The sequence below is a fragment of the Candidatus Pelagibacter giovannonii genome (assembly GCF_012276695.1).
GTDB classification, from domain to species: Bacteria; Pseudomonadota; Alphaproteobacteria; order Pelagibacterales; family Pelagibacteraceae; genus Pelagibacter; species Pelagibacter giovannonii.
The window spans coordinates 21,857-46,180 of the sequence record NZ_CP038852.1; the positions used below are offsets into that span (position 1 = coordinate 21,857).

At 30.3% G+C, this 24,324-nt stretch carries 26 protein-coding genes; 15 read left to right on the forward strand and 11 right to left on the reverse strand.

Features of this window, described 5'->3' with window-relative positions; all coding sequences use genetic code 11:
* Nucleotides 1–3 precede the first annotated feature (3 nt).
* Nucleotides 4–1,308 carry a malonyl-CoA decarboxylase domain-containing protein gene (locus E5R92_RS00135; protein ID WP_168606115.1) on the forward strand — a complete coding sequence of 435 codons (1,305 nt, stop codon included), beginning with the start codon at nt 4–6 and terminating at the stop codon, nt 1,306–1,308.
* Between the two features lie 16 nt (nt 1,309–1,324).
* Here E5R92_RS00135 and E5R92_RS00140 read toward each other — a convergent pair whose 3' ends face one another.
* Nucleotides 1,325–1,525 (reverse strand): DUF2061 domain-containing protein, encoded by a 201-nt coding sequence (locus E5R92_RS00140; protein ID WP_168606116.1) that lies wholly within the window; start codon nt 1,523–1,525, stop codon nt 1,325–1,327.
* 59 nt (nt 1,526–1,584) lie between these two features.
* On the opposite strand from E5R92_RS00140, the gene E5R92_RS00145 reads away from it, so the two are divergent.
* On the forward strand, nt 1,585–1,983 hold the full coding sequence (locus tag E5R92_RS00145; protein ID WP_168607453.1) for an HIT domain-containing protein: 399 nt from the start codon (nt 1,585–1,587) through the stop codon (nt 1,981–1,983).
* Here E5R92_RS00145 and E5R92_RS00150 read toward each other — a convergent pair.
* Nucleotides 1,975–2,322 (reverse strand): hypothetical protein, encoded by a 348-nt coding sequence (locus tag E5R92_RS00150; RefSeq protein ID WP_168606117.1) that lies wholly within the window; start codon nt 2,320–2,322, stop codon nt 1,975–1,977. The two genes, E5R92_RS00145 and E5R92_RS00150, sit on opposite strands and share 9 nt — an antisense overlap.
* A 218-nt stretch (nt 2,323–2,540) precedes the next feature.
* Here E5R92_RS00150 and E5R92_RS00155 point away from each other — a divergent pair, with 218 nt between their 5' ends.
* The 4 genes from E5R92_RS00155 to E5R92_RS00170 are packed head-to-tail and all read left to right on the forward strand — an operon-like array spanning nt 2,541 to nt 5,508.
* The gene (locus E5R92_RS00155) at nt 2,541–4,151 is read left to right on the forward strand and encodes a SulP family inorganic anion transporter (protein ID WP_168607454.1); all 1,611 of its coding nucleotides are present in this window, start codon (nt 2,541–2,543) and stop codon (nt 4,149–4,151) included.
* A 1-nt stretch (nt 4,152) separates the two neighbouring features.
* Nucleotides 4,153–4,446, forward strand: coding sequence for a hypothetical protein (locus E5R92_RS00160; protein WP_168606118.1), 294 nt, complete (start codon nt 4,153–4,155; stop codon nt 4,444–4,446).
* The gene (locus E5R92_RS00165; RefSeq protein WP_168606119.1) at nt 4,443–4,931 is read left to right on the forward strand and encodes a hypothetical protein; all 489 of its coding nucleotides are present in this window, start codon (nt 4,443–4,445) and stop codon (nt 4,929–4,931) included. Before E5R92_RS00160 ends, E5R92_RS00165 begins: the two co-directional genes overlap by 4 nt.
* 43 nt (nt 4,932–4,974) lie before the next feature.
* Nucleotides 4,975–5,508: a pentapeptide repeat-containing protein gene (locus E5R92_RS00170; protein WP_168606120.1), complete on the forward strand. Its 534-nt coding sequence runs from the start codon at nt 4,975–4,977 to the stop codon at nt 5,506–5,508.
* A gap of 22 nt (nt 5,509–5,530) precedes the next feature.
* Here E5R92_RS00170 and E5R92_RS00175 read toward each other — a convergent pair whose 3' ends face one another.
* The gene (locus tag E5R92_RS00175) at nt 5,531–6,415 is read right to left on the reverse strand and encodes a DMT family transporter (RefSeq protein WP_168606121.1); all 885 of its coding nucleotides are present in this window, start codon (nt 6,413–6,415) and stop codon (nt 5,531–5,533) included.
* Between the two features lie 149 nt (nt 6,416–6,564).
* On the opposite strand from E5R92_RS00175, the gene E5R92_RS00180 reads away from it, so the two are divergent.
* The 3 genes from E5R92_RS00180 (at nt 6,565) to E5R92_RS00190 (ending at nt 9,747) form a co-directional block, all read left to right on the forward strand.
* The gene (locus E5R92_RS00180; protein WP_229704575.1) at nt 6,565–6,939 is read left to right on the forward strand and encodes a DUF4396 domain-containing protein; all 375 of its coding nucleotides are present in this window, start codon (nt 6,565–6,567) and stop codon (nt 6,937–6,939) included.
* Between the two features lie 273 nt (nt 6,940–7,212).
* Complete coding sequence (locus E5R92_RS00185) at nt 7,213–8,166, forward strand: DMT family transporter (protein WP_229704538.1); 954 nt, start codon at nt 7,213–7,215, stop codon at nt 8,164–8,166.
* Between the two features lie 234 nt (nt 8,167–8,400).
* Complete coding sequence (locus E5R92_RS00190; RefSeq protein WP_168606123.1) at nt 8,401–9,747, forward strand: NAD(P)/FAD-dependent oxidoreductase; 1,347 nt, start codon at nt 8,401–8,403, stop codon at nt 9,745–9,747.
* A gap of 23 nt (nt 9,748–9,770) precedes the next feature.
* On the opposite strand, the gene E5R92_RS00195 is transcribed toward E5R92_RS00190, so the two are convergent.
* From E5R92_RS00195 to E5R92_RS00210, 4 genes are all read right to left on the reverse strand, one after another.
* On the reverse strand, nt 9,771–10,016 hold the full coding sequence (locus tag E5R92_RS00195) for a hypothetical protein (RefSeq protein ID WP_229704539.1): 246 nt from the start codon (nt 10,014–10,016) through the stop codon (nt 9,771–9,773).
* Between the two features lie 216 nt (nt 10,017–10,232).
* A complete protein-coding gene (locus E5R92_RS00200; protein ID WP_168606124.1) occupies nt 10,233–11,375 on the reverse strand; it encodes a glycine cleavage T C-terminal barrel domain-containing protein in 1,143 nt (380 codons plus the stop codon).
* 36 nt (nt 11,376–11,411) lie between these two features.
* Nucleotides 11,412–11,693 carry a hypothetical protein gene (locus E5R92_RS00205; RefSeq protein WP_168606125.1) on the reverse strand — a complete coding sequence of 94 codons (282 nt, stop codon included), beginning with the start codon at nt 11,691–11,693 and terminating at the stop codon, nt 11,412–11,414.
* Nucleotides 11,677–13,131 carry a phosphomannomutase/phosphoglucomutase gene (locus E5R92_RS00210; protein WP_168606126.1) on the reverse strand — a complete coding sequence of 485 codons (1,455 nt, stop codon included), beginning with the start codon at nt 13,129–13,131 and terminating at the stop codon, nt 11,677–11,679. The genes E5R92_RS00205 and E5R92_RS00210 overlap by 17 nt, the downstream gene beginning before the upstream one ends.
* Before the next feature lie 156 nt (nt 13,132–13,287).
* Here E5R92_RS00210 and E5R92_RS00215 point away from each other — a divergent pair, with 156 nt between their 5' ends.
* Genes E5R92_RS00215 through E5R92_RS00230 form a run of 4 tightly spaced genes read left to right on the forward strand, consistent with a single transcriptional unit; the run spans nt 13,288 to nt 17,523 of the window.
* A complete protein-coding gene (locus tag E5R92_RS00215; protein ID WP_168606127.1) occupies nt 13,288–15,225 on the forward strand; it encodes a ribonucleoside-diphosphate reductase subunit alpha in 1,938 nt (645 codons plus the stop codon).
* A 5-nt stretch (nt 15,226–15,230) separates the two neighbouring features.
* On the forward strand, nt 15,231–16,244 hold the full coding sequence (locus E5R92_RS00220) for a ribonucleotide-diphosphate reductase subunit beta (protein WP_420887573.1): 1,014 nt from the start codon (nt 15,231–15,233) through the stop codon (nt 16,242–16,244).
* Between the two features lie 40 nt (nt 16,245–16,284).
* A complete protein-coding gene (locus tag E5R92_RS00225) occupies nt 16,285–16,854 on the forward strand; it encodes a nitroreductase family protein (protein ID WP_168606129.1) in 570 nt (189 codons plus the stop codon).
* A gap of 42 nt (nt 16,855–16,896) precedes the next feature.
* Entirely contained in the window at nt 16,897–17,523 is a 627-nt protein-coding gene (locus E5R92_RS00230) for a class I SAM-dependent methyltransferase (RefSeq protein WP_168606130.1), read from the forward strand.
* Here E5R92_RS00230 and E5R92_RS00235 read toward each other — a convergent pair whose 3' ends face one another.
* From E5R92_RS00235 to E5R92_RS00250, 4 genes are read right to left on the reverse strand one after another with little or no spacing between them, the layout of a single operon-like run.
* On the reverse strand, nt 17,524–18,648 hold the full coding sequence (locus E5R92_RS00235; RefSeq protein WP_168606131.1) for a bifunctional 2-methylcitrate synthase/citrate synthase: 1,125 nt from the start codon (nt 18,646–18,648) through the stop codon (nt 17,524–17,526). It lies immediately after the preceding gene.
* Nucleotides 18,648–19,544, reverse strand: coding sequence for a methylisocitrate lyase (gene prpB / locus E5R92_RS00240; protein ID WP_168606132.1), 897 nt, complete (start codon nt 19,542–19,544; stop codon nt 18,648–18,650). Before prpB ends, E5R92_RS00235 begins: the two co-directional genes overlap by 1 nt.
* The gene (locus tag E5R92_RS00245) at nt 19,544–21,046 is read right to left on the reverse strand and encodes an MmgE/PrpD family protein (RefSeq protein WP_168606133.1); all 1,503 of its coding nucleotides are present in this window, start codon (nt 21,044–21,046) and stop codon (nt 19,544–19,546) included. Before E5R92_RS00245 ends, prpB begins: the two co-directional genes overlap by 1 nt.
* 50 nt (nt 21,047–21,096) lie before the next feature.
* A complete protein-coding gene (locus E5R92_RS00250; protein WP_168606134.1) occupies nt 21,097–21,786 on the reverse strand; it encodes an HAD-IA family hydrolase in 690 nt (229 codons plus the stop codon).
* 70 nt (nt 21,787–21,856) lie between these two features.
* Here E5R92_RS00250 and E5R92_RS00255 point away from each other — a divergent pair, with 70 nt between their 5' ends.
* A complete protein-coding gene (locus E5R92_RS00255) occupies nt 21,857–22,480 on the forward strand; it encodes a DapH/DapD/GlmU-related protein (RefSeq protein WP_168606135.1) in 624 nt (207 codons plus the stop codon).
* Nucleotide 22,481: 1 nt separating this feature from the next.
* Nucleotides 22,482–24,302, forward strand: coding sequence for a glutamine--fructose-6-phosphate transaminase (isomerizing) (glmS, locus tag E5R92_RS00260; RefSeq protein WP_168606136.1), 1,821 nt, complete (start codon nt 22,482–22,484; stop codon nt 24,300–24,302).
* Nucleotides 24,303–24,324 lie beyond the last annotated feature (22 nt).

Below are 24,324 nucleotides of genomic sequence, written 5' to 3' on the forward strand. Positions count from 1 at the left end.
GTCATGTTTAATTTAAAACAAATAATCTCATCTATTGCAGATGCTGGTCAAAAAATTTTTAATAGAAGCGATATTAAAAAAAATGACATCAATTCAATTTTAGATTTATGTGATGATTTAATTTCAAACAAAGGAGCAGCATTTGGAATAACTGTTGCAAGAGATGTTACAAAATTATATCAAATTTTATCTCCTGAGAATAAATTGATTTTTTTTAAAAGAATTAATGAAAAATATAAAGCAAACTTTACTGAAGTAGATGAAGCTATCAACCTTTATAAAATTTCACCTAATGAAAAAACTTTAGCAAATTTGTTTAAAGCATCATCTGGAAAAAGAAGAGAACTTTTTACAAGAATGAATATGGCACCCAACGGTACTTCAATTATCATTGAACTACGTGAAGACTTACTAAAAGTTTTAAAAGACAATAAAGATCTTAAAGTTCTAGATGATGACTTAAGATATTTATTTAAAGGTTGGTTTAATCCCGGTTTTCTTAAACTTGAAAAAATTACCTGGGATACTAAAGCGGCAGTATTAGAAAAAATCATTCAGTATGAGAGAGTTCACCAGATGAAAGATATGAATGAACTTAAAAGACGTTTAGGAGAGGATAGACGTTTTTTCTCTTATTTTCATCCAGCGCTTGAAGACGAACCTATTATTTTTGTTCAAGTAGCTCTCACTAAAGGTCTTGGTAAGTCTATTCAAGAATTAATGAAACCCTCAAATGATGAGAAAAAAAATTATGATACTGCAACATTCTATTCAATTAGTAACTGTCAAGAAGGTTTATCAAGAGTTACTTTGGGTAATTTTTTAATAAAAAGAGTAGTCTATGAAATCCAAGAAGAACTACCTCATATTAAAAATTTTGGCACACTATCCCCTTTACCAGGTTTTGTTGATTGGCTTAGCTATGTTGAGGAACCTAAAATCAAAAATATTTTAGCTAATATTAAAAACCAAGATGTATCTTTCTTAAAATCTAAGGATTTAAAATTAGGAGACAGTAGAATTATAGAAAATAAAGAAGCTATAACTAAATTAGTTGCACATTATATTGTTAATGAAAAGAACCAGCAAGGACTTCCAGTTAATGATGTGAGTAGATTTCATTTAGGTAATGGTGCTATTGTAGAGGATATTGTAATCAATGCTAATGTTTCTGAACAAGGGTATAAAAGAGCATTTGGTGTCATGGTTAATTATCTTTATGAATTGAAAAGTATTGAAAAAAACCATGAAGACTACATGAATAATAATAAAGTAATCGTCTCTGATAAAATAAAGAAATATTTATAAGTATATTTTATATTTTTTAATTAAGACCCCATTTAACTTTATTCCAAATTCTTTCATGAAAATAATAAAAAAAGAGAGGAATTATTGAACCTAACCCAAGTATTCCAGCTCCTTTAAAGCTACCAGTAAAAATATATCCAAATATTACCCAGTAGATAAATATAAAAAGTCTCCATGAAAATGTTTTAGCAACAGATCGTATTTTTTTGTCAGCCATAATTAATTAAGCCTATAATATTTTTTGCTTATAGAACACATTTATATTAATGTTTAATGATGGCAAATAAAGTTAGTAAAAGTTTTCTAAAAGATTCACATTTAATAACTGATCTAAAACTATGTAGTATTCGTTTAATTGATAATGCTAAATTTCCCTGGATCATTTTAATTCCAAAGAGAAAAAATATTAACGACATCTCAGAACTTAACTCAAAAGATCAAATGTTATTAATGAAAGAAATTGTTCATTGCAGCAAATTAATGAAAAAAATTTTTAAAACAAAAAAACTTAATGTTGAAAAAATTGGTAACATTGTTCCTCAATTACACATTCATATTATTGCAAGATTCACTAAAGATAGCTCATGGCCACTATCAGTTTGGGTTGTTGAGAAAAAAAATTATTCTAAAAAAAAAATAATAGTTATTTTACAAAAGTTAAAAAAATTATTTTAACATTTTTTTTACTGCTATTAAGAAATCTTTATGCTCAGACTTTTTGCTTTTAAAACTCAATAATAATTCTTTATCAGGTATTTTTTTTGATTTAATCGACTTAGTTAAATCATTTTTTTTTGAATCACGAATAAAAAATTTTTTTGTATAACTTAAGGGATCCTCTCCAAATTTTTTCTTAACATATTTGTTTGAAGCGTATGAAAGACCTCCATGATAAATACTCCCAGTTTTAGCAATAGTTAAAGTTGGACCAAATAGAGATACAGTTGGTTGTACACAATTATTCAAAAGTGTTAGACAAAGTATTAAACACAAAGTAAAAATTTTTTTTCTCATTTTAATGAAATTTAAATCATTTTATAGTTGGGGTCAGGGTGGTTTCAGTCTCCCTACGCCACCCTTAAATTACTTCTATGTGATTCTCTCTAAATAGTTACACACTTAATAATTGAAAGTAGACTTTATTAACTACTTGCTTTATTACATTGTTAAGCAACCATTTAATATTAACAAAATTAGTAAAATATTTGAAAAAAACAAAACCTCATTCACAAATTGCATCAGAAGCAATTTTAGGCATTGTAAAGTCCTTTAGGTTTAATTCGCAAAACTATATCCCAAAGGAAGGATTATCCTTTTCTCTTTTTAGAGTTGAAATTTTGTCTGGATTAACAGTGGCTTTAGCTTTAGTTCCAGAAGCCATTGCATTTGCTTTTGTAGCTGGTGTAGCACCTTTATCTGGTCTTTATGCGGCTTTTATAGTTGGCTTAATTACAGCTGTATTTGGGGGTCGACCTGGAATGATATCAGGAGCAACAGGCGCTTTAGCAGTTGTAATGGTTGCACTTGTTATAGATCATGGAGCTCAATATTTATTTGCAACAGTAGTTTTGATGGGAATATTACAATTGATTGCGGGTATATTTAAACTTGGTAAATTTATTAGAATGGTTCCAGAGCCTGTGATGCTTGGCTTTGTAAATGGATTAGCAATAGTAATTGGTATTTCTCAACTTAGTCAGTTTAAAACAATAAATGCACTAGGTGAGTCGGTTTGGGTTACAGGGAATACATTGCTTTATTCCATTATATTTGTCATATTTACAATGTTTATTATTTGGTTTTTGCCAAAAATTACAAAATTATTGCCATCTACATTAGTTGCTATTTTATTTACAACTATTTTAGTCTTAACCTTAAAAATTGACATTCCTAATGTTGGCGACCTAGCTAGTGTTAAAGGTGGGCTACCAGATTTTTCTATTCCAAGCGTTCCTTTTAATATTGAAACATTGAAGATTATTTTTCCCTATGCATTCATTTTAGCCTCAATAGGATTGATAGAAAGTTTGTTAACTTTAAATTTGGTGGGAGAAATAACCAATAAAAGAGGGGGTGCTAGCCAGGAATGTTTAGCACAAGGCTTAGCCAATACTGTTACAGGTTTTTTTGGGGGAATGGGTGGTTGTGCGATGATTGGTCAATCAATGATCAATGTTAGATCTGGTGGTAGAACACGTATTGCAGGGATATCTGCTGCATTATTTTTGTTAATCTTTATTTTATACACATCATCATATATCGAAATGATACCTATTGCAGCCCTTGTGGGTGTGATGTTCATGGTAGTCATTGGAACCTTTGCGTGGAACTCTTTAAAAATTTTATTTTTTGTACCAAAAAGTGATGCACTAGTAACTATACTTGTAACTGTTGTTACAGTTTTAGAAGATTTAGCAGTAGCAGTATTAGTTGGAGTAATTGTTTCAGCATTAGTTTTTGCATGGAAGTCAGCATCAAAAATTAGAGCAACAGAAAGACCCTCTAAAACAGAAAAAGGTGCAAAAGTTTACGAAATAGAAGGGCCTCTTTTTTTTAGTTCAACAAATAGTTTTTTAGAACTTTTTAATCCTTCAAAAGATCCTGATATAATTATTATTGATTTTGTTAGATCAAAAGTAATTGATCAATCTGCTTTAAAGGCAATTGAAGATATTGCAGATAAATATAATAGTTTTGGCAAAAGAGTTAAGCTTAGACATCTAACTCGCGATTGTCATAAATTATTAAGTAAAGCAGGACAACTTGTAGTCGATAGTGATGATGATCCAGATTATGGCGTTGCAGTTGATTATGATGTAAAATTGGGTATTTTTGGAAAATAATATGAGTAAAGAGATAAAAGCAGATGACGTTATTTTCAATTTCTTTAAACAAATTTGTGATGAGAAAGATGATGTTAAATGTGTTGAGCTTGGTAATAGTTGGATTAATGCAATGAAAACTAATCTTACCAACATGGAAAAAAACCTAGATGAAGCTGATAAAGCTAAACATCAAGAAAATATAGATAGCAACATGAACCACCTTAATAACCTTAAGGATAAATCAGCTGTGGAATGGCGTGAATATGCTACTCAATGCATGGTAGAGATCCTTGATCATAAAAGTAAGTCTTGAATTTTTTTAAAAGATTATTTTCCAGTAGCAATTTAGAATTAAAAATTAATGATGGAGGTAGGGCTGCTGCCGGTTATAAGGGAAAAGCTGGAGATTGTGTGGTTAGATCTATTGCAATTGTAACAAATCTTCCTTACCAAAAAATTTATGATGATCTCTATAAAGCCAATGAAGAATTTAGAATTACATCAAGAACTAAGCTTGCTAGAAGCTTAAAACAAAAAAATGATAGTCCAAGATCAGGTACTCATAGAGTGGTGGTTAAAAAGTATCTTGAAAAACTAGGATGGCAGTGGACACCAACGATGTTTATTGGCCAAGGTTGTAAAGTTCATTTAAAAAAAGATGAACTTCCAAGTGGAACTTTAATTGTATCTTGTTCAAAACACATAACTGTTGTTAAAGATGGTGTTTTGAATGATACTTATGATTGTTCTAGACGAGGTACACGTTGTGTTTATGGATATTGGACAAAACCTAATTAAATTAACTCAAGACATCCCAAGTAAGATTTGTTAGCATTTAGGTGTGAAAAAAATATTGGGGACTAGCTTTAATAAGCTTTTGACCATTTTAGTTTTAAGCTTATTATTATCTAGTGGTGCAAAAGCAGGTTGTGATGATGCTCCAACTGATGGAGTTGATTATTCTAATTGTCAATTCTCAGAAGGCCAAGATTTAAGCAGAGCCTATATACCAAATTCTAATCTATCTTTTATTAGCTTTATTAAAGTTACTTTTGATAAAGGAGTAATGATGAATGCAACATTATCTAATGGAAATTTTGTAGAATCTTCTTTTATTAGAACGAATTTATATGAAGCAAATCTTGAAGGTGGTATTTTTGAAAAAGCTAACTTTACAAGTGCCAATTTAACAAGAGTAAACTTTAAAGGAGCTTCATTGATTGAGACAAACTTCACTAACAGCAATCTTTTTGAAGCAGATTTAACAGGGGCTAATATTTTAAATGCTACCTTTGAAGGTGCCAATTTAAATAACGCAACTTGGATTGATGGAACTAAATGTTCTTTAGTTTCCATTGGTAAATGTAATAAATAAAAAATTCCTAAGAATATTTACTTTATTTTATTGGTTTTATTTTCTGATTAATAACAAGTACCGCTCCAATTATTAAAATAGGTAAGCCTATTATTAAATCTTGTTGCCATTCAAGGTTTTCAAATACAGTTGAAATTAATAAAGCAAGTACAGGCATAACAACCCCTACATAACCCGCTCGTCCAGCCCCAACTTTCTCTAATAATCTTAAATAAAAGATAAAAGCAAATATTGAACCAACGATAGATAAATAAGCGAGGGATGCAATGTAACTGAAGCTATATTCAAATAATAATTCAGTACCTTTTATTTGAGTGATTAATAATGTGACCAGTGACCCATAAAGCATTGAATACGCAAGTGTTGGTATTAATGAAAAATTATTATTTAAGTTCCTTTGGTGAACCATGTTACCTGTTGATGCAGAAAATGTACCAAGTAAAGCTAAAAATAATCCAATGTGTGTTCCATTAGCTAAAGAAAAATTAAAGATCTCATCATTAAAGATGATTATAATTCCAATCATTCCAATGGTTGCACCAATTAAAGTCTTTAATGAAGGTTTCTTTTTAAAATAAAACCCTTCTCCTAAAATATTCATAATAACTACCGTTGAAAAAACAACTGCTGGAAATGCACTTATTAAATAAGTGTTTGATAAATAAAAGAAAACGTAGTTTAGAGAATAAAGACAAACCCCAAAGAGTAAAAACCATAAATGTTCATTTAAAGAAAACTTAATATTTTTTTTCTTATAAATTAGATAAATAAAGATAACTATTCCAGCTATTAAAAACCTATAAAATACTGATACTAACGGATCAACGTAACCTAATTGAAATTTGATGACATACCAAGTAGGAGACCAGCAAAAAAGTGTGACAATAAATAAGATAAAATTGTTCATTACTAAACACTTATAATCAATCAATCTTAAAAAAATATAAGATTAATCCAACAATTTTAAGATATAAATTTAAGTAAACAAATTATATGGCAACAGATACTTTTCATTGGGGATGCAAGCATAGTTGGAGAGCTAGTGCGAAGAATACGATGTGGTGTGTTATCGGTTGTTCTATTGGAGATTTTGGAACTATTTTATTTTTTCAGTTAAGTAAAATTCCTTTTCCAGTTTTAGGCATTATGACTTTAGCAATCATTAATGGTTTACTCACTAGTATTATGCTTGAGACTTATATTTTAATGAAACAAAAATTTGATTTTATCAGTGCTTTAAAGACTGCTTGTGGCATGAGTTTTATCTCAATGGTTAGTATGGAAATTGCAATGAATGCTACAGATTATTTTTTAACTGGTGGAGCGATGCTAACTTGGTGGGTAGTACCCATTATGTTAGTAGTTGGTTTTTTAACACCTTGGCCTTATAATTACTGGAGACTTAAAAAATTTAACCAAGCGTGTCATTAAATATTTAAATGGTTAAGAAAAGCTTTAATTAATTGTGAAAAAACGTTTATCAGGTTGCAGTGAATGTGGAGATGATACAGCCATCTTAACACAAGTGAGTTCAGGTCCTGAAGTCGTCTTACTTTGCACTGATTGTTATAATCTCAAACATTCAAATGAAACACAAAACCACATAAGTTATGAAGAAGAAAAAAGTTAAGAAGGCAAAAATTATGAAGGTAAAAATTAAGAAATCTGCACCTAATTTCTCTGCTCACGTTTTAAGCTTAGATAATGAGTAGGGACAATAATTCTAAAGGGATAGTTTTAATACTGATTGCAATGAGCTTGTTTGCAATCCAAGACTCGTTAATTAAATTTATATTTGAAAAATCTGCTCTTTATGAAATCTTCTTTGGAAGGTATTTGATTGCAGCAATGGTACTTTTTATTTATCTAAGTTTTAAAAGACAGAAAGTATCTTTTAAAACACATTATCCAGTATTAACTTTTGTAAGAGTGTTGTTACATTTTATTGCTTTTTCAACTTTTTTTATCTCTATTACTTATATGCAATTAGCAACTGCTAATGCTTTATTCTTTTCTTGTCCTTTTTTTGTATCTATCTTTGCTAAATTTTTCTTAAAAGAATTTATTGGGATTAGAAGATGGTCAGCTATTGCCTTTGGTTTTTTTGGTGTATTAGTCGTTTTAAATCCTAATTTTGAAAGTTTTGATTATAGAAATTTATTACCAGTATTAAGTGCTTTATTTTATGCAGCATCAATGACTATTACTAAATACACATCTGATAAGGACGATGTAAACACTCAGTTATATTATTTTTATTTAATTGCTCTTGTTTTGTGTGGCATCATTTATGTCTTTATGGGCAATGGTCAATTCAACAACACTGATTTTGATCCAACTACACAGTTTATATTTAGAGAGTGGTTTACAAACTTTGATTATACTTGGAAGTTTATATTATTTTTTGGCGTAGCAGCATCTATTGGGTTCTTATGTATCTTTTCAGCTTATATCATTGCTTCTCCATCTGTTGTCTCATTGTTTGAGTATTCATTGATTATTATGTCAATGATCCCAGGTTATTTTTTATTTAATGAGATTCCATCTCTTAGAACTTTGTTAGGGGTCATTTGTATTATTTCAGCTGGGGTTTATATTTACTTTAGAGAAGGCGTTAGAAAACAGTATGTTGCATCTAAAATTCCAACTAGAAGATAAATTAATTAATTATCTAAATATTATTAAATTTTGAACACTATTAATTAAAACATGGTAAAATACTATAATGGCAGATCAGATATTACCTTTTGTTTATATGTTAGGGATACTCTTATTAGTACTCCCAGCTTTTCTACAATCTAATTCTAAATTAAAACAATTCTTAACCAATCTTACTATTTGGATTGTCATTATCCTTCTAATTCTAACTATTATTTATATATTTAAATAATAATGAAAAATATTTACCATTCAGATATTTATCAATTTAACACACCCGTTAGTAGTTACTGGGAAGATCATTCAAGTGAAAATTTAAATCTAGATAAAGTTAATAAAGATATCAGCTCAGAAATTGTTGTAATAGGAGGAGGGTATACTGGTCTATCCTGTGCAATTAATTTAGTAGAAAATCATAATTTAGATGTCATTTTAGTTGAAGCTGGAAAAATAGGTTGGGGGGCTTCATCTCGTAATGCAGGTTTTTGTTCTCTGCCGCCAAGCAAGATGTCTTTTAAAAAAATGCAAGCAATTTACGGCAATGATGAAACAAAAAAGTTCTTTAAAAACTCTGTTGAAGGATCAAATTATACAAGAGATATCATAAAAGAATATAATATTGATTGCGATGTAACGGGGGATAGTAATTACGTTGTTGCCCATCATCCAAATAAGTTTAAAGATATTCAAGAACAAGCCAAAGCTTACAAAGAAGAGTTTGGCATTGAAACTGAGATTTATTCAAAAGAAGACTTTGATAAAATTGGCCATGGGGGCACAGAGCAATTTGGAGCTTTTTCTTATAAACCTGGTTTTGCAATTAATCCTCTTAAGTTTGTTAATGGCATTGCAAAATATGCTTTATCTAAACAATTAAAAATCTTTGAACACACCAAAGTTGATAAAGTTGAAAAAGATAATGGCGCTTATATTTTAAGGACGAAAGAAGGATCTATCCGTTCAAAAAAAATAGTCGTTGCAACAAACGGGTTTTATCAAGAAGGCTTAATTCCAGAGATGAATTCAAGAATTTTACCAGTAATCTCAAATATTATTGTCACTAGACCATTAACCGAGCAAGAAATTGACCAACATAATTTTAAAACATTTTCACCAATAGCTAACACTAAAAATCTTTTATATTATTATCGAAAGTTACCTGACAACCGAATTTTATTTGGCACTAGAGGAGATTTAAGCGGCAGTAATCAATCTAATTTAAATATGTCTAAGAAAATGGAAAAGTTTTTAAAAGATATTTTTCCTAAATGGAAAGATATTAATATTGATTATAATTGGCGGGGATTAATTGCTTTATCACAAAAATTAACTCCCTCTATTGGTAAAATTGATAATGAAGAGATTTATTATGGATTTGGCTATAATGGGGTTGGAGTGAGTTCTGCTCCTTGGACAGGTAAACAATTGTCTAAGTTAGTATTATCAAACAGTAAAGAGTTGGATATTTCAAAAATTTATAAAGGATTACCTAAGAAATTTATCTTCCCTCAGTTAAGAACATTTTATTTTAGATTAGCTGTTTGGTTTTATGCAATTAAAGACAGATTTAATATTAGCTAATTCCTTCACCTAGACACCTGATTTTATTCTATATTTGTAGTTTCAAAATCACATTGATAATGCTCTAAGAACCTATTATTTTTAAAATCGTATTTTGACATAGTCATGCTAGGTTTTGTATCCCCATCAAATACAATCATTTGAAACCCTAATTCATAATCTGCAAATCTTGCAGTAACCTGGTTTTCACCAATATCTAATTTATTAGCTTCAATCATAATAAATTCACCCTTATCTTTATCAAAGTATTCAAGCCCTACAGCTTGCATTGTAAATTTTAAAGGGTCATAAAGTTCTTAAAGATAATTACTTAATGGTAGTTAAAGAAATTAAGAGAGCCTCATCAGAATGAAAAAGACTAAGTTTTATTACTAAAAATAAAGACGGTACATGAAGTTAACTGAGACTACTGTTAAGATAATAACTAGTAAGTATAGGGAAATATAATCTTTTGGAGTTAACATGGTTTATAAATACTCTTATTGTTAGCTACTAGCTAGCTTCTTTTTAGGATCATAGAAAGGTTTTTCAGTAACCGTTGCTTTAATGATTTTGTCATTCATTTTAACATCAAGCACTGTACCAATCTCTGAATTGTTAATTGAAACCATTGCAAGGGCTATGTTTTGTTTTAGTCTTGGTGAATAAACTGCAGAAGTTATTTTACCAACTTGCTGATTGTCTTTTAAGATTTCCCAAAAGGTAGTGTTAGGTCCAGTTAAAGGTTCACAATCCAAGATAACTCCTACTTGCTTTCTTTTAACACCTTCTTGATTTATTTTTTGTAACGCATCTTTACCAATAAAGTTTATATCGGTATCAAGGTTCACAAGTCTTCCTAAATTTAGTTCATAAGGGTTCGTGTTTATATCTGCATCTGCATGATAAGATAACATTCCACCTTCAATTCTTCTAATTGATGATGTGTGACCTGGTTTTAATCCATGTGGTTTACCAGCTGCCATTATTTTTTCCCAAAGTTGATCACCCTTAGAGCCATCTCTTAAATATAATTCATAACCTAATTCACTTGACCAACCGGTACGTGATACAATTAAAGGAATGCCATCTAAATCTAATTCTCTTAACCAATAATATTTAAGATCATTAATACTTTCACCAAATAAAGCTTCCATAATTTTCCCAGAATTTGGTCCTTGTAATTGAAGAGGGGAGACATCAGGTTCTGAAATTTTAACATCAAGATTTGAATTTACAGCAACGCCTTGTGCCCATAATAAAATATCACTATCTGCAAGAGATAACCAATAATGGTTTTCTTTTAATCTTAATAAAACTGGATCATTTAAAATTCCACCTTCATTATTTACAATTAAAACATATTTACATTGACCAACTGAAAGTTTTGATAAATCCCTTGGTGTTAAGAGTTGAATAAATTTTGTAGCATCTGGCCCTGTAATTTCTACTTGTCGTTCAACTGCAACATCACATAAAATTGCTTCATTAACTAAATTCCAAAAGTTTTGTTCAGGAGATCCAAAGTCACGAGGAATGTACATGTGATTATAAACTGAAAAACCAGTCGCACCCCATTTAACTGTTGAATTAAAGTAAGGAGATTTTCTAATCTGAGTTCCAAAACCGAAATTTTTCTTATCATCCATCTTTAAAACCTATTAATTATTTAATTATTTGAAAAGTTAATTATTACCCTCGCACTCAATTGTCGCAAATGCAGTTAGTTGCTGAATTTCATCAGGCTCTTTACTGAACACTTCATCCATCTGTTCATCATTGAATTTCTCGCTTAATTTATCAACTGTACACTGGCAGTATATTTTAGCCCCATCTGCACCAATATATGCTTTAGAGTTAGTGTAACAACCAATATACAATTCCTTCTCATATTGAGGGCTTAAAGCATGACTTTTAGAGGTAAAAAGGAGGATAAAGATTAATAAATATTTATATCTTTTGATCATATTCGCCAACTTTGCCAGTTTTTTGTAAAAGGTCATCAATAAAATCAAAGATCTTTTTCTTTCTCTCATCTGAAGTTGGGCTTTCGGTTACAATAACCAATGATGGTTTATTAGATGATGCTCTAATTAATCCCCATGATCCATCTTTAAAAGAAAATCTGATACCATTAACCGTTAGAACTTCACTAATTTCTTGGTCATCAATTTTAGTTTTATTATTTTTAATTTCATTTACTTGTTTAACTAATTCTTCAACCACTTGATATTTCTCTTCATCTTTACAAAATGGAGCCATCGTTGGTGTTTGGAACGTATTAGGGAGTTCTTTAATAATTTCATTCATAGATTTATTTTGATTATCTAATAAATGACACACATGTATTGCTGAATTAATTCCATCATCATAACCAAAACCTAAAGGTTGATTAAAGAAAAAGTGTCCACTTTTCTCAAATCCAGCTAAAGCTTTTTCAGTATTAACTTTTCTTTTAATGTGTGAGTGACCTGTCTTCCAATAAATTGTTTCACAGTCATTTTCATTTAAGACTTTATCAGTTGCGTACAATCCAGTTGATTTTACATCAACGATAAATTTAGAACCTTTATGAGTTTTAGATAAATTTCTTGCAATCAATAATCCAATTTTATCTGAAAATATTTCATCACCCGTATTATCAATTACACCAACTCTATCGCCGTCACCATCAAAACCAAAGCCAATATCAGCATTATTATCTTTTACAGCTTTTGCTATTGCATGTAACATCTCTAAATCTTCTGGATTTGGATTATATTTTGGAAAAGTCCAATCAAGATCACAATCGAGTTCTATTACTTCACAACCAATACCTCTTAAAATTTCAGGTGCAAATATTCCAGCTGTCCCATTACCACAAGCAACAACTGCTTTAATTTTCTTTTTGATTTTATTTTTATTTATTAAATCATCTTTATAAATTTGCTGAAAACCTTCTATTTGTTTTTCACTACCTTCGCCTTTTATGAAGTTTTCATTTAAAGTAATCTCTTTTAATTCTTTCATCTCTTCTGGTGCGTGGGTTAAACCTTTTTTGATACCCATTTTAACTCCAGTCCAACCATTTTCATTGTGACTAGCGGTTATCATTGCAACAGCATCTGCATCTAAATTAAATTGTGCAAAATAAACAGTAGGGGATAGGGATAAACCTATATCTTCAATATTACATCCCGTTGAAAGTAGTCCTTTTTTAAGAGCAGTTTTAATTTCTTCACTGTAAGATCTATAATCATGACCCACAATTACTCTTGGGTTAGTTTTTTTAGTATGTTTAATAATTTGAGTGCCTAAACCTTTGCCTAGATTCTCTATTCCGATTCTGTTTATATCCTTCTCATACAACCACCTCGCGTCGTACTCTCTGAAGCCATATGGATCTATTTTTAAATTTGTTGTCATTGTTAACCTTTCTTACATTCATTTTATTTTTTTATTGATAATTTTTTTATATGTTCTATAAATGTTCTGTTGATTAATGATTTATATGGTGTATCAATGCTTTCAGCATACAACATGTAGTTGTTTTGCAAAAAAAAACAAAAAAAAACATAAAATATGAATAAAATTCTATCACAAGCACTTAAGAAAGCTGTCTCCGAATATAGCCCGGATAATAGAGAGCTTTCAAAAAATAAAGGACCAGATTTATTTTCACTTAGCAATGACACAGAACTTTTTCAAAATGAAAAAGGTATCATTATTAAAATTGATAGATCAAGAGATAGTAAATTAACAGACTTTGGTAAAGCAACTTTAAAAGATAGATACTTAGGTCATAACGAATCTTTTCAAGATTTGTTTGCTCGTGTTGCAAGTTCATATGCAGATGACAATTTACATGCACAAAGAATTTATAACTACATTAGTAATTTATGGTTCATGCCAGCAACTCCAGTTTTATCAAATGGTGGAACTAAAAGAGGTTTGCCAATTTCATGTTTTTTAAATGAAGCATCAGACAGTTTAAATGGAATACTTGATCTATGGAGTGAGAACGTTTGGTTAGCTGCTAAAGGTGGTGGGATTGGAAGTTACTGGGGTAACCTTAGATCTATTGGGGAAAAAATTGGTAAAGTTGGAAAGACATCAGGAATAATTCCATTTATTAAAGTAATGGACTCGTTAACGATGGCGATTAGCCAAGGTTCATTAAGAAGAGGATCTGCAGCTTGTTATCTTCCAATTGAACATCCTGAAATTGAAGAGTTTATTGAAATGAGAAGACCTACAGGTGGTGATCCAAATAGAAAAGCATTAAACCTTCATCATGGTGTTTTAGTATCCGATGCATTTATGAGAGCAGTTGAAACAGACGGCCAGTGGGCATTAAAAAGTCCTGCTGATGGAACTGTACAACAAACTATCTCTGCAAGAAATTTATGGATTAGATTATTAACTGCAAGAATTGAAACGGGTGAACCTTATATTATCTATATCGATACAGTTAACAGACAAATTCCTCAACATCACAAACTTGCTAACCTAACTGTTAAAACTTCTAACCTTTGTAGTGAGATCACATTACCTACTGGAATAGATAAAAATGGAAGAGATAGAACTGCGGTTTGTTGTTTATCATCTTTAAACTTAGAAAAGTATGATGAGTGGAAAGACGACAACGTTATGATTAATGATGTTATGAGATTTTTAGATAATGTATTAACAGATTTTATTGAAAGAGCTCCAGAGCAATTTGATGATGCAAAATATTCTGCAGAAAAAGAAAGAAGTGTCGGCCTAGGTGTTATGGGTTTCCATTCTTACTTACAAAAACATAGTATTCCACTTGAGTCTGTTATGAGTAAAGTTTGGAATAAAAAAATATTTAAACATATTCAAGAGCATGTAGATCAAGCTTCAAAAGATTTAGCTGATGAAAGAGGAGCTTGTCCAGATGCTGCTGATTATGGTTTTAATGAAAGGTTTTCTAACAAAACTGCTATTGCACCAACTGCATCAATTTCTATTATTTGTGGTGGAGCATCCCCTGGAGTAGAGCCAGTTGCAGCAAATAGCTATACTCATAAAACTCTTTCAGGATCTTTTAACGTTAGAAATAGATACTTAGTTGAATTATTGGAAAAACATGGAAAAAATACTGATGATGTATGGTCTGTAATTACAACAAATCAAGGTTCAGTATCTCATTTAGATTTTTTAACTGATTTGGAAAAAGATGTTTTCAAAACTGCTTTTGAATTGGATCAAAAATGGATTATTGAATTAAGTGGAGATAGAACGCCTTTTATATCTCAAGCTCAATCAATTAACTTATTTGTACCAGCAGATATTCATAAAAGAGAACTACACAAAATTCATTTTGATGCTTGGAAAAAAGGTTTAAAGAGCCTTTATTACTGTAGATCAAAATCAATTCAACGTGCGGAAAACGTTAATGACACTAAAGCAACAGATGTTACCGCAAACGTTTACAAATCAAAACCACAAACAACTGAACAACCAGAATACGAGGAGTGCTTATCATGTCAGTAGAAAAAATGGATGCTAAAATTATCCAACCACCAAAAGAAGAAATAGTTCAACCACAAAAAATGGGACTACTAGTTGAAAATCCAGTTTACAAACCATTTAGATATCCATGGTGTTATGATGCTTGGTTAACTCAACAAAGAATTCACTGGTTACCAGAAGAAGTGCCACTTGGTGATGATGTTAGAGATTGGCAGAAAAATTTAACTCAGTCTGAAAAAAATTTATTAACACAAATTTTTAGATTTTTTACTCAAGCTGATGTTGAAGTACAAAATTGTTATTTAAGACATTATACAACTGTATTTAAACCTACAGAAGTTTTAATGATGATGACTGCTTTTGCTTCAATGGAAACAGTTCACATAGCTGCATACTCTCATTTACTTGACACGATTGGAATGCCTGAGTCAGAATATTCTGCATTCATGAAATATAAAGAGATGAAAGATAAATACGACTACATGCAAAATTTTGACATGAGTTCAAAAAAAGATATTGCATTAACAGTAGCTGTATTTAGTGCATTCACTGAAGGTCTTCAATTATTTGCAAGTTTTGCAATTTTACTTAACTTCCCAAGACATAATAAAATGAAAGGGATGGGCCAAATCGTTACTTGGTCAGTAAGAGATGAAACGTTGCACTGTAATTCTATGATTAGATTGTTTAAAGAGTTCATTCATGAGAACCCAGAAATCTGGACTCCTGAATTAAAAGCAGAACTTTATAAAGCATGTAGAACAATCATAGAGCATGAAGATGCTTTCATTGATTTAGCTTTTGAAATGGGTCCTATGGAAGGTCTTACAGCGCAAGATGTGAAACTTTACATAAGATTTATTGCTAACAGAAGATTATCTCAACTTGGATTAGAACCAATTTATGATGTGGAAAAAAATCCACTTACTTGGTTAGACTCTATGTTAAATGCAGTTGAACATATGAATTTCTTTGAAGGTCGTTCTACTGAATATTCTAAAGCATCAACACAAGGAACTTGGACAGAAGCATTTAGTTAATTTTACCTTAAACCCATATGTGCAGAAAGTAAGAGACACTATGAGTGAAGTAAGTAATTTTTTTTCTAAAAGACGATCTGTTATGGCTAGGAAAATGTCATCCGAACCAATTGACAAGAATGATCTAAATGTGATTATAGAGGCAGGTTTAAGAGTTCCAGATCATGGAGCTCTAAGCCCTTGGAAGTTAGTAATATTGCAGGGTGATGCATTAATAAATTGTGATAATCATATTATATTATCAGAATTTATTAGACTTAACCCAAATACAGATAAAAAATTTCAAGAGAAAGAGTCAAAAAGACTACAGAGAGCAGGTGCTGTAATAGCTGTTCTTTCAACACCATCGGAACACCCAAGTATCCCTCAATGGGAAATGCAACTATCATCTGGAGCTGTTTGTATGAATCTGCTAGCTTGTGCACAATCTATGAATTATGCAGCTCAATGGCTAACTGAGTGGTATGCATATAATGATAAAATGTTGAGTCACTTAGGAGGAAAAAAAGGAATAGATCAAATATCTGGTTTTATTTATATAGGTCACAAGATAGAGGAGCCTATTGAGAGAAAAAGACCAGATCCATTTGAAGTAGTCACTTTTTTATAACAAATAATTTTGGATTGGTTGTAAATTTTTATTAATCATCATATGAAATATAAAAAATATTTTAGAAAAACTAGCCTTAAACAAGAAGGTATTGGAGAGCATTTTCTTAATGAAATAGCCTCTAAAAAACCTAAAAATTTTCTTGAGATTGGTGTGTTTCATGGTGTTACTGCAAGAAATGTTTGTGAGCTATTAAACAATATTCATGGAAGTGATTTTAAATACATAGGGTTAGATTTGTTTAGTGAAAGTGCTGAAAATGCAAATGAAGTTATTCCAAATACTAAATTTAACAATCCATTAAAAAGAATATATTTTAAATATATTTTAAGACAAGATCCATACTCACTTGAGGCGGTAGATTACCTTTTAAAAAAATTTAAAGAAAATGTTCATTTGATTAAGGGGAACTCCAATCAACTATTAAAAAAAATGGATATGACACAAATTGATTATGTATTTTTAGATGGAGGACACGCTTATGAGACAGTTATAAATGATCTTCAGTATTCAAAACCAGTTTTAGAAAATAATGGTACTATTCTTTGTGATGATTATAATTTGGGTAATGCACCTGGTGTCAAACAAGCAATTGATGAATTTGTTAACGACAACAATCTTAAGTCAGAAATTATTTTTGAAAGATTTGCTAAAATAGAAAAAAATTAATTATCTTTGATTTAACTGCATAACTTTTCTATGCTTATTACCCTTGTAACTAGCAAGAGGTCTAATTAATTTATTGGCGGCATGTTGCTCCATGATATGTGCTGACCAACCCGTAATTCTTGAAATTACAAATATAGGGGTAAAGAAATCAGTATCAAATCCCATTAAATGGTAAGTAGGTCCTGTTGGGTAATCAACATTTGGATAAATATTTTTTTCCTCAATCATTACTTTTTCAACAATGTCATAAATTTTTTCAAATGTTTTATCTTTTTTAATAATTGCTACTCTTTTAAAATATTCTCTCATTGTAGGAACTCTTGAGTCACCACTTTTGTAAACTCTATGACCAAATCCCATTACCACATCTTTATTTTTCAAAGCTTTAGTGATCCATTTGAATGCATTTTCAGGTTTTTTAATTTTTTTCATCATATGCATTACTTCTTCGTTAGCACCACCATGAAGAGGACCTTTTAAACTAGCGATTGCACCTGTTATTGCTCCATGAATATCAGACAAACTGCTTGTAATAGTTCGAGCTGTAAAAGTTGAAACGTTAAAACTATGTTCGGCATATAGAATTAATGATACATCAAAAGCTTTAACAATTTCTTTGTTTGGAACTTTTCCAAAACACATATGAAAAAAGTTTTCAGAAAAACTAAGATTTTTCTTTGGAGCTATAATTTTTTTTCCTTTTCTAAGTCTATAAAACGCTGCTAATGCAGTAGGTGTTTTTGCAAGAATTCTAATCGACTTTCTTAAATTTGCTTTTGAAGAGTTATCCTTAGTTTCTTTGTCCTCAAGACCCATAACACTCACAGCAGTTCTTGCTACGTCCATTGGATGAGATTTTTTAGGAATTTGTTTTAAAATATTTATTAAATTTTTTGATAAAGTTATTTCTTTAGATAATTCTTTCTTAAATTCTTTTAGTTGTTTTTTATTTGGTAATTCTTTATTTAAAATTAAATATGCAACCTCTTCAAAATCACATCTTGCACATAAATCTTGAGCCGCATAACCTCTATAAGTAAGAGAGTTGATTTCTGGCATAACTTTTGAAATTTCTGTTTCATCAACAACTATCCCCAGTAAACCTTTTTTAATATCATCACTCATTATTCATGCCCTTCCGTACTAAAGTTATAAATTTTTTCATCTAATGAATTATATTTTTCATATTCAACTAACTCGTAAAGTCTTTTTCTAGTCTGCATTTTATCAATAATATTGTTTTGATGTCCACTCTCAAAAATGTCTCTAAGACCATCTTCTACATTTTTCATAGCTAATCTTTGTGTAGTTACTGGATAAATCACAATATTATACCCAAAATTTTCTAATTCTTTGTAATTGAATAACTTAGATTTTCCAAATTCTGTCATGTTAGCGAGTAAATAACACGACAGTTCTTTTCTAACTTTTTCAAAATCTTTTTCATCATGTAAAGCTTCTGGAAAGATAATTTCAGCTCCAGCATCAATATACGCCTTACATCTATCAATCATTTTATCTATTCCCTCAACTCCTTTAGCGTCAGACCTTGCTATGATTTTAAAATTTTCATCTTTTTTAGCAGCAACACATTCTTTAATTTTCTTAACCATTGCTTCAGTTGAGATTAACTCTTTATTATCTAGATGCCCACATCTTTTACGTTCTACTTGGTCTTCTAAGTGTACAGCTGCCACCCCAAATTCTTCAAAAGTTTTAATAGTCTCATCACAAGATTTAAAGCCGGTGTCGATATCAACTATGGTAGGTAAACTTGTAACTCTTGATATTAAATAAGATCTAGTACTAACATCTTGTAGTGTAGTTAGACCAATATCTGGAAATCCCAAATCATTTGCCATAACTCCACCTGATACGTAAACAGCGTCATAACCAATTTCTTCAATTAGTTTTGCTGTTAGTGGATTATAAGCACCTGGAACTCTTAAAATTTTATTTGATTTTAGTTTACTGACAAAGTCAGCTCTTTTTTGACCAGGTTCTTTATCTACAAAATGCACTAAAAAATTCCTTTTTTTGTATTTTTCTTTATCTGACTTCTTTTAACCTGGATATTTAATCTATTTAACTCTCCAGCTTTCAAGTTTTTAAGATTTTGAACAACTTTTAAGAAACGTGCACTTTCTTTCTTATCTAAAATCCCATCTGTTAAAGTTAGGAATTTATTTATATAATTTTGTCTTTTAAATGGACGTGCTCCATATGGATGAGCATCTGCTCTATCTAATTGTTCTGTAATTTTTTTACCATTATTTAAAGTGACAACAACTCTTGCACCAAATGATTTATTTTTTGGATTAGGATCATGATATTTTTTAGTCCATTTTTTATCTTCAAAGGTAGTAATTGATTTCCAAATTTTTATAGTGCTTTTTCTATTAGCTCTTTGTTTAGTATATGATTTAACATGATGCCAATCAGCATCCTCAAGAGCTACAGCAAAAATATACATAATAGAATGATCTAATGTTTCTCTGCTTGCATTGGGATCCATTTTTTGTGGATCATTTGCACCAGTTCCAATTACGTAATGAGTGTGATGACTTGTGTAAATATCAATTTTTTTGATTTGATTTAAACTTGGAATTTTTTTATTAAGTTTTTTGGCAATATCTATTAGTGCTTGAGACTGGTATTCAGCTGAATATTCTTTTGTATAGGTCTCTAGTATCGCTTTTTTAGATTCTTTCTTCTTAGGTAGAGGCACATTATATAAAGCTTTCTTACCATCCAATATTCTAGCTATAACACTGTCTTCACCTTCATAAATTGGACTTGGAGCACCTTCACCACGCATAGCCCTATCAACTGCCTCGATTGCAAGTTTACCAGCATGAGCAGGAGCGTAAGCTTTCCAGCTAGAGATTTCACCTTTTCTAGATTGTCTTGTTGAAACTGTTGTATGTAATGCTTGCTGAACTGCTTGGTAAATTGTTTCAGTATTTAACTTTAACATTGTTCCCAAACCTGCTGCAACACTTGGTCCTAAGTGTGCAATGTGATCAATTTTATGTTTGTGTAAACAAATTCCTTTAACTAAATTAACTTGAACCTCATATCCTGTGATAATTCCTTTTAATAAATCTAGTCCACTTTTTTTTGTTTGTTGAGCTACACTTAAAATAGGTGGAATATTATCTCCTGGGTGACTGTAATCTTCTGCTAAAAAGGTATCATGGAAATCAAGCTCTCTTACAGCTGTTCCATTTGACCAAGCAGCCCACTCACAATCAAATTTTAATTTTGAATCTATACCAAATAAGCTTGCACCATTTTTTCTTAGATGCTTAAGGGCCATTTCTCTTGAGGAGATAACAGCTTTTCTGTTTAAAGAAGCAATAGCAACTGAAGCATTATCAATTATTCTATTAATAACCATTTCAATAGCTGCTTTATCTAATTTTGCATTGTCAGAAGCTATTTCAGCAATTTTCCATGCCAGTTGATTTTTTTTAGGTAAATTAATTTTTGATGGGTAAACTTTAACTTTATGTGAAATCATTAGGCCTCCTTAATTATGCAGACCTATTAATAGTAAGAAAAAAAATTAAATCAATCTTTTAAGTAAGTAGAAACTATTTTTTCAACACCGATAAAGTCTTTTATTAAATGATTATGGTAAATTTCGTTAGAATTTTTTTCTGTATAACCATTTTCTAATAAAATAACAGGAACAGATGCGGCTTTTGCAGCATTTGCATCAGTTTCACTATCACCAAACATTAGAGATTTTTTTACATCACCACCAATAATTTCAATTATACTTGTTATGTGTCTTGGATCGGGTTTGCAATAATCAAAAGTATCTGATCCAGCTACATACTCAAAATAATCATAAATTCCAATTTTTTTTAAAAGATCAATTGCTAAATGTTCTTGTTTGTTAGTACAAACTGCCATTGAAATTTTTTTTTCTTTACACCACTTTAAAAATTCTTTCACACCGTTAATAAGTGTGCTTTCTTTAATAATATTTTTTCCATAAAAATTAACAAAATCCTTAACCATTTCAGCTTTAATTTTTTGGTCATCAATTTTACCAAACTCTTTTTTGGCTTGTCCCCATATAGATCTACCAATCATTGCCCCAGCTCCTTGTCCGACCAGATTTCTTATATCTGCTGTAGATTTTGTTGGATAACCATATTTTTTCATTACATGATTATGGGCATTCATCAAATCAGGTGCCGTATCAACCAATGTTCCATCTAGGTCAAATAATATTGAGTAATTTTTAGTCATTAATAAAGTATTTTTAAGAAATAAATTGTGAATTAAGATATCTATACACTTAATATAAAAATATTTCTAGATGAAACAAATAAATTCTAATATTGAACAAGAAAAACTTCGTAAATTTTTTATCAAGTCTGGTGTAAAGATGATTGGTCCTGAAACTATTTTTTTTTCAAAAGATACAAAGATTGGAAAAAACGTTACTATTAATCCATATGTTGTCATTGGAAAAAAAGTTAAAATTGGCAATAATGTAATTATCAATTCATTTTCGCATTTAGAGGATTGTAAAATTAAGAATAAAGTTGAAGTTGGACCCTATGCAAGATTAAGACCAGGTACTACTCTTGAAGAAGGATCAAAAATTGGAAATTTTGTAGAAGTTAAGAAAAGTACAATTGGAAAAAAATCAAAAATTAATCATTTATCATACATTGGTGATAGTGAAATAGGCAAAAGTGTAAATGTAGGAGCTGGCACAATTACCTGTAATTATGATGGTGTTAAAAAAAGTATAACAAAAATTAAAGACAATGTATTTATAGGCTCTAATTCTTCATTAGTTGCACCTATTACTCTTGAAAAAAATAGTATTGTTGGTGCTGGCTCAGTGATCACAAAAAAAGTTAAAAAAAATTCATTAGCTTTAACTAGAAGCTCTCAAACAGAAGTTAAAAACTATAAAAGAAAAATAAAATAATATGTGTGGAATTATAGGAATAGCAAGCAATAAACCAGTATCATCTGCAATCATCAACTCTCTTAGAAAGTTAGAGTACAGGGGTTACGACTCTTCAGGTATTGCAACTTTATCAGATGGTATATTAAATGAAGCTAAATCTGAAGGTAGAGTTGATATTTTAGAAAAAAATCTTGCAGTTAAAAATATGTCAGGTCCAATTGGAATTGGTCATGTTAGATGGGCAACCCATGGAATTCCAAATACTATTAATGCACATCCCCATTCATCAGAAAGTGTATCTGTAGTACACAATGGTATTATTGAAAATTCTACTATTTTAAAAAAATATTTAATTAAAAAAGGTCATGTATTTAAATCTCAGACAGATACAGAGGTAATTGTTTATTTAATTACAGAGTATTTAAAAGATCTTAATTTAAAGGATGCGATTATTAAAACTCTAAAACAGCTTCATGGAAGCTTTGCTTTAGGAATAATTTTTAAAGATCAACCTGATCTTATAGTGGGTGCAAGAAGAGGGTCTCCACTTGCAGTTGGTTATGGTCCTAACGAAAATTATTTAGGATCAGATTCTTATGCTTTAAAATCTATGACTAATAAAATTTCGTATTTAAATGACGGAGAATTTTGCATTATAAAAAAAGACCAAGTTGAGTTTTTTGATGAGGAAGGCTTAAAAGTTAATAAAAAAGTTTTAGAATTATCTTCAAAAGAGCAGGATTATGACAAAGGTGATTTTAAACACTTTATGGCTAAAGAAATTGAGGAACAGCCAACAACATTAAAGAATTGTATAAATGAGTATGTCGATAAAATTAACAACGATATCAATATTTATAATTTTCCATGGGATATAAAAGAAATTTCCTCAGTTACTTTGATTGGCTGTGGAACAGCTTACCATTCTTGCTTAATGGCAAAATATTGGTTTGAAGAAAATACTACACTTGATGTAACAATTGATGTTGCATCTGAGTTCAGATATCGAAAAAATAGATTTAAAAATGATAATTTATACATTTTTGTTTCTCAGTCTGGCGAAACAGCAGACACATTTGCTGCATTAGATTTATGTAATAAAAATAACATGAAAACTTGCAGTGTGGTTAATGTTATAGAAAGTTCTATTGCAAGAGACTCTAAATTTGTTTTACCAATTCATTGTGGACCAGAGATTGGTGTAGCTTCCACAAAAGCTTTTATGGGTCAAATGCTGGTTCTTTATATTTTAGTATTAAAATTAGGAATTTTAAGAAATGATTTAGATAAAGATTTATATTTGAATAAAATTAAAGACTTAAAAACATTACCCAAGTTAGTTGAACAAACTTTACTTACAGAGAGAAAAATCCAAACAGTCTCTACTTCATTTACAGATGCAAAAGGTTCGATGTTTTTAGGCAGAGGTTTTTCTTATCCAATTGCATTAGAGGGAGCGTTAAAATTAAAAGAATTAGCATATGTGCATGCTGAAGGGTATCCAGCTGGTGAAATGAAGCATGGTCCTTTAGCTTTAATTGAAGATGGAATGCCAGTAGTTGTTTTAGCTCCAAGAGATAATTATTATAAAAAAACAATTTCTAATATGCAGGAAGTAATAGCAAGAGGTGCTAAAGTTTTATTGATTACTAACAAGAGCAAAGATGAAGTTTTTTCAGAAAATATCTGGGAAACTATATTGGTTGAAAGTGCTAATGATGACTTGTTACCTTTTTTATTAACAGTTCCTTTGCAAAAATTGGCTTATTATTCAGCTCTTAAAAAAGGTTATGATATCGACAAGCCTAGAAATCTGGCAAAATCCGTCACAGTTGAATAATAATTAAACTCTGCTACAACAC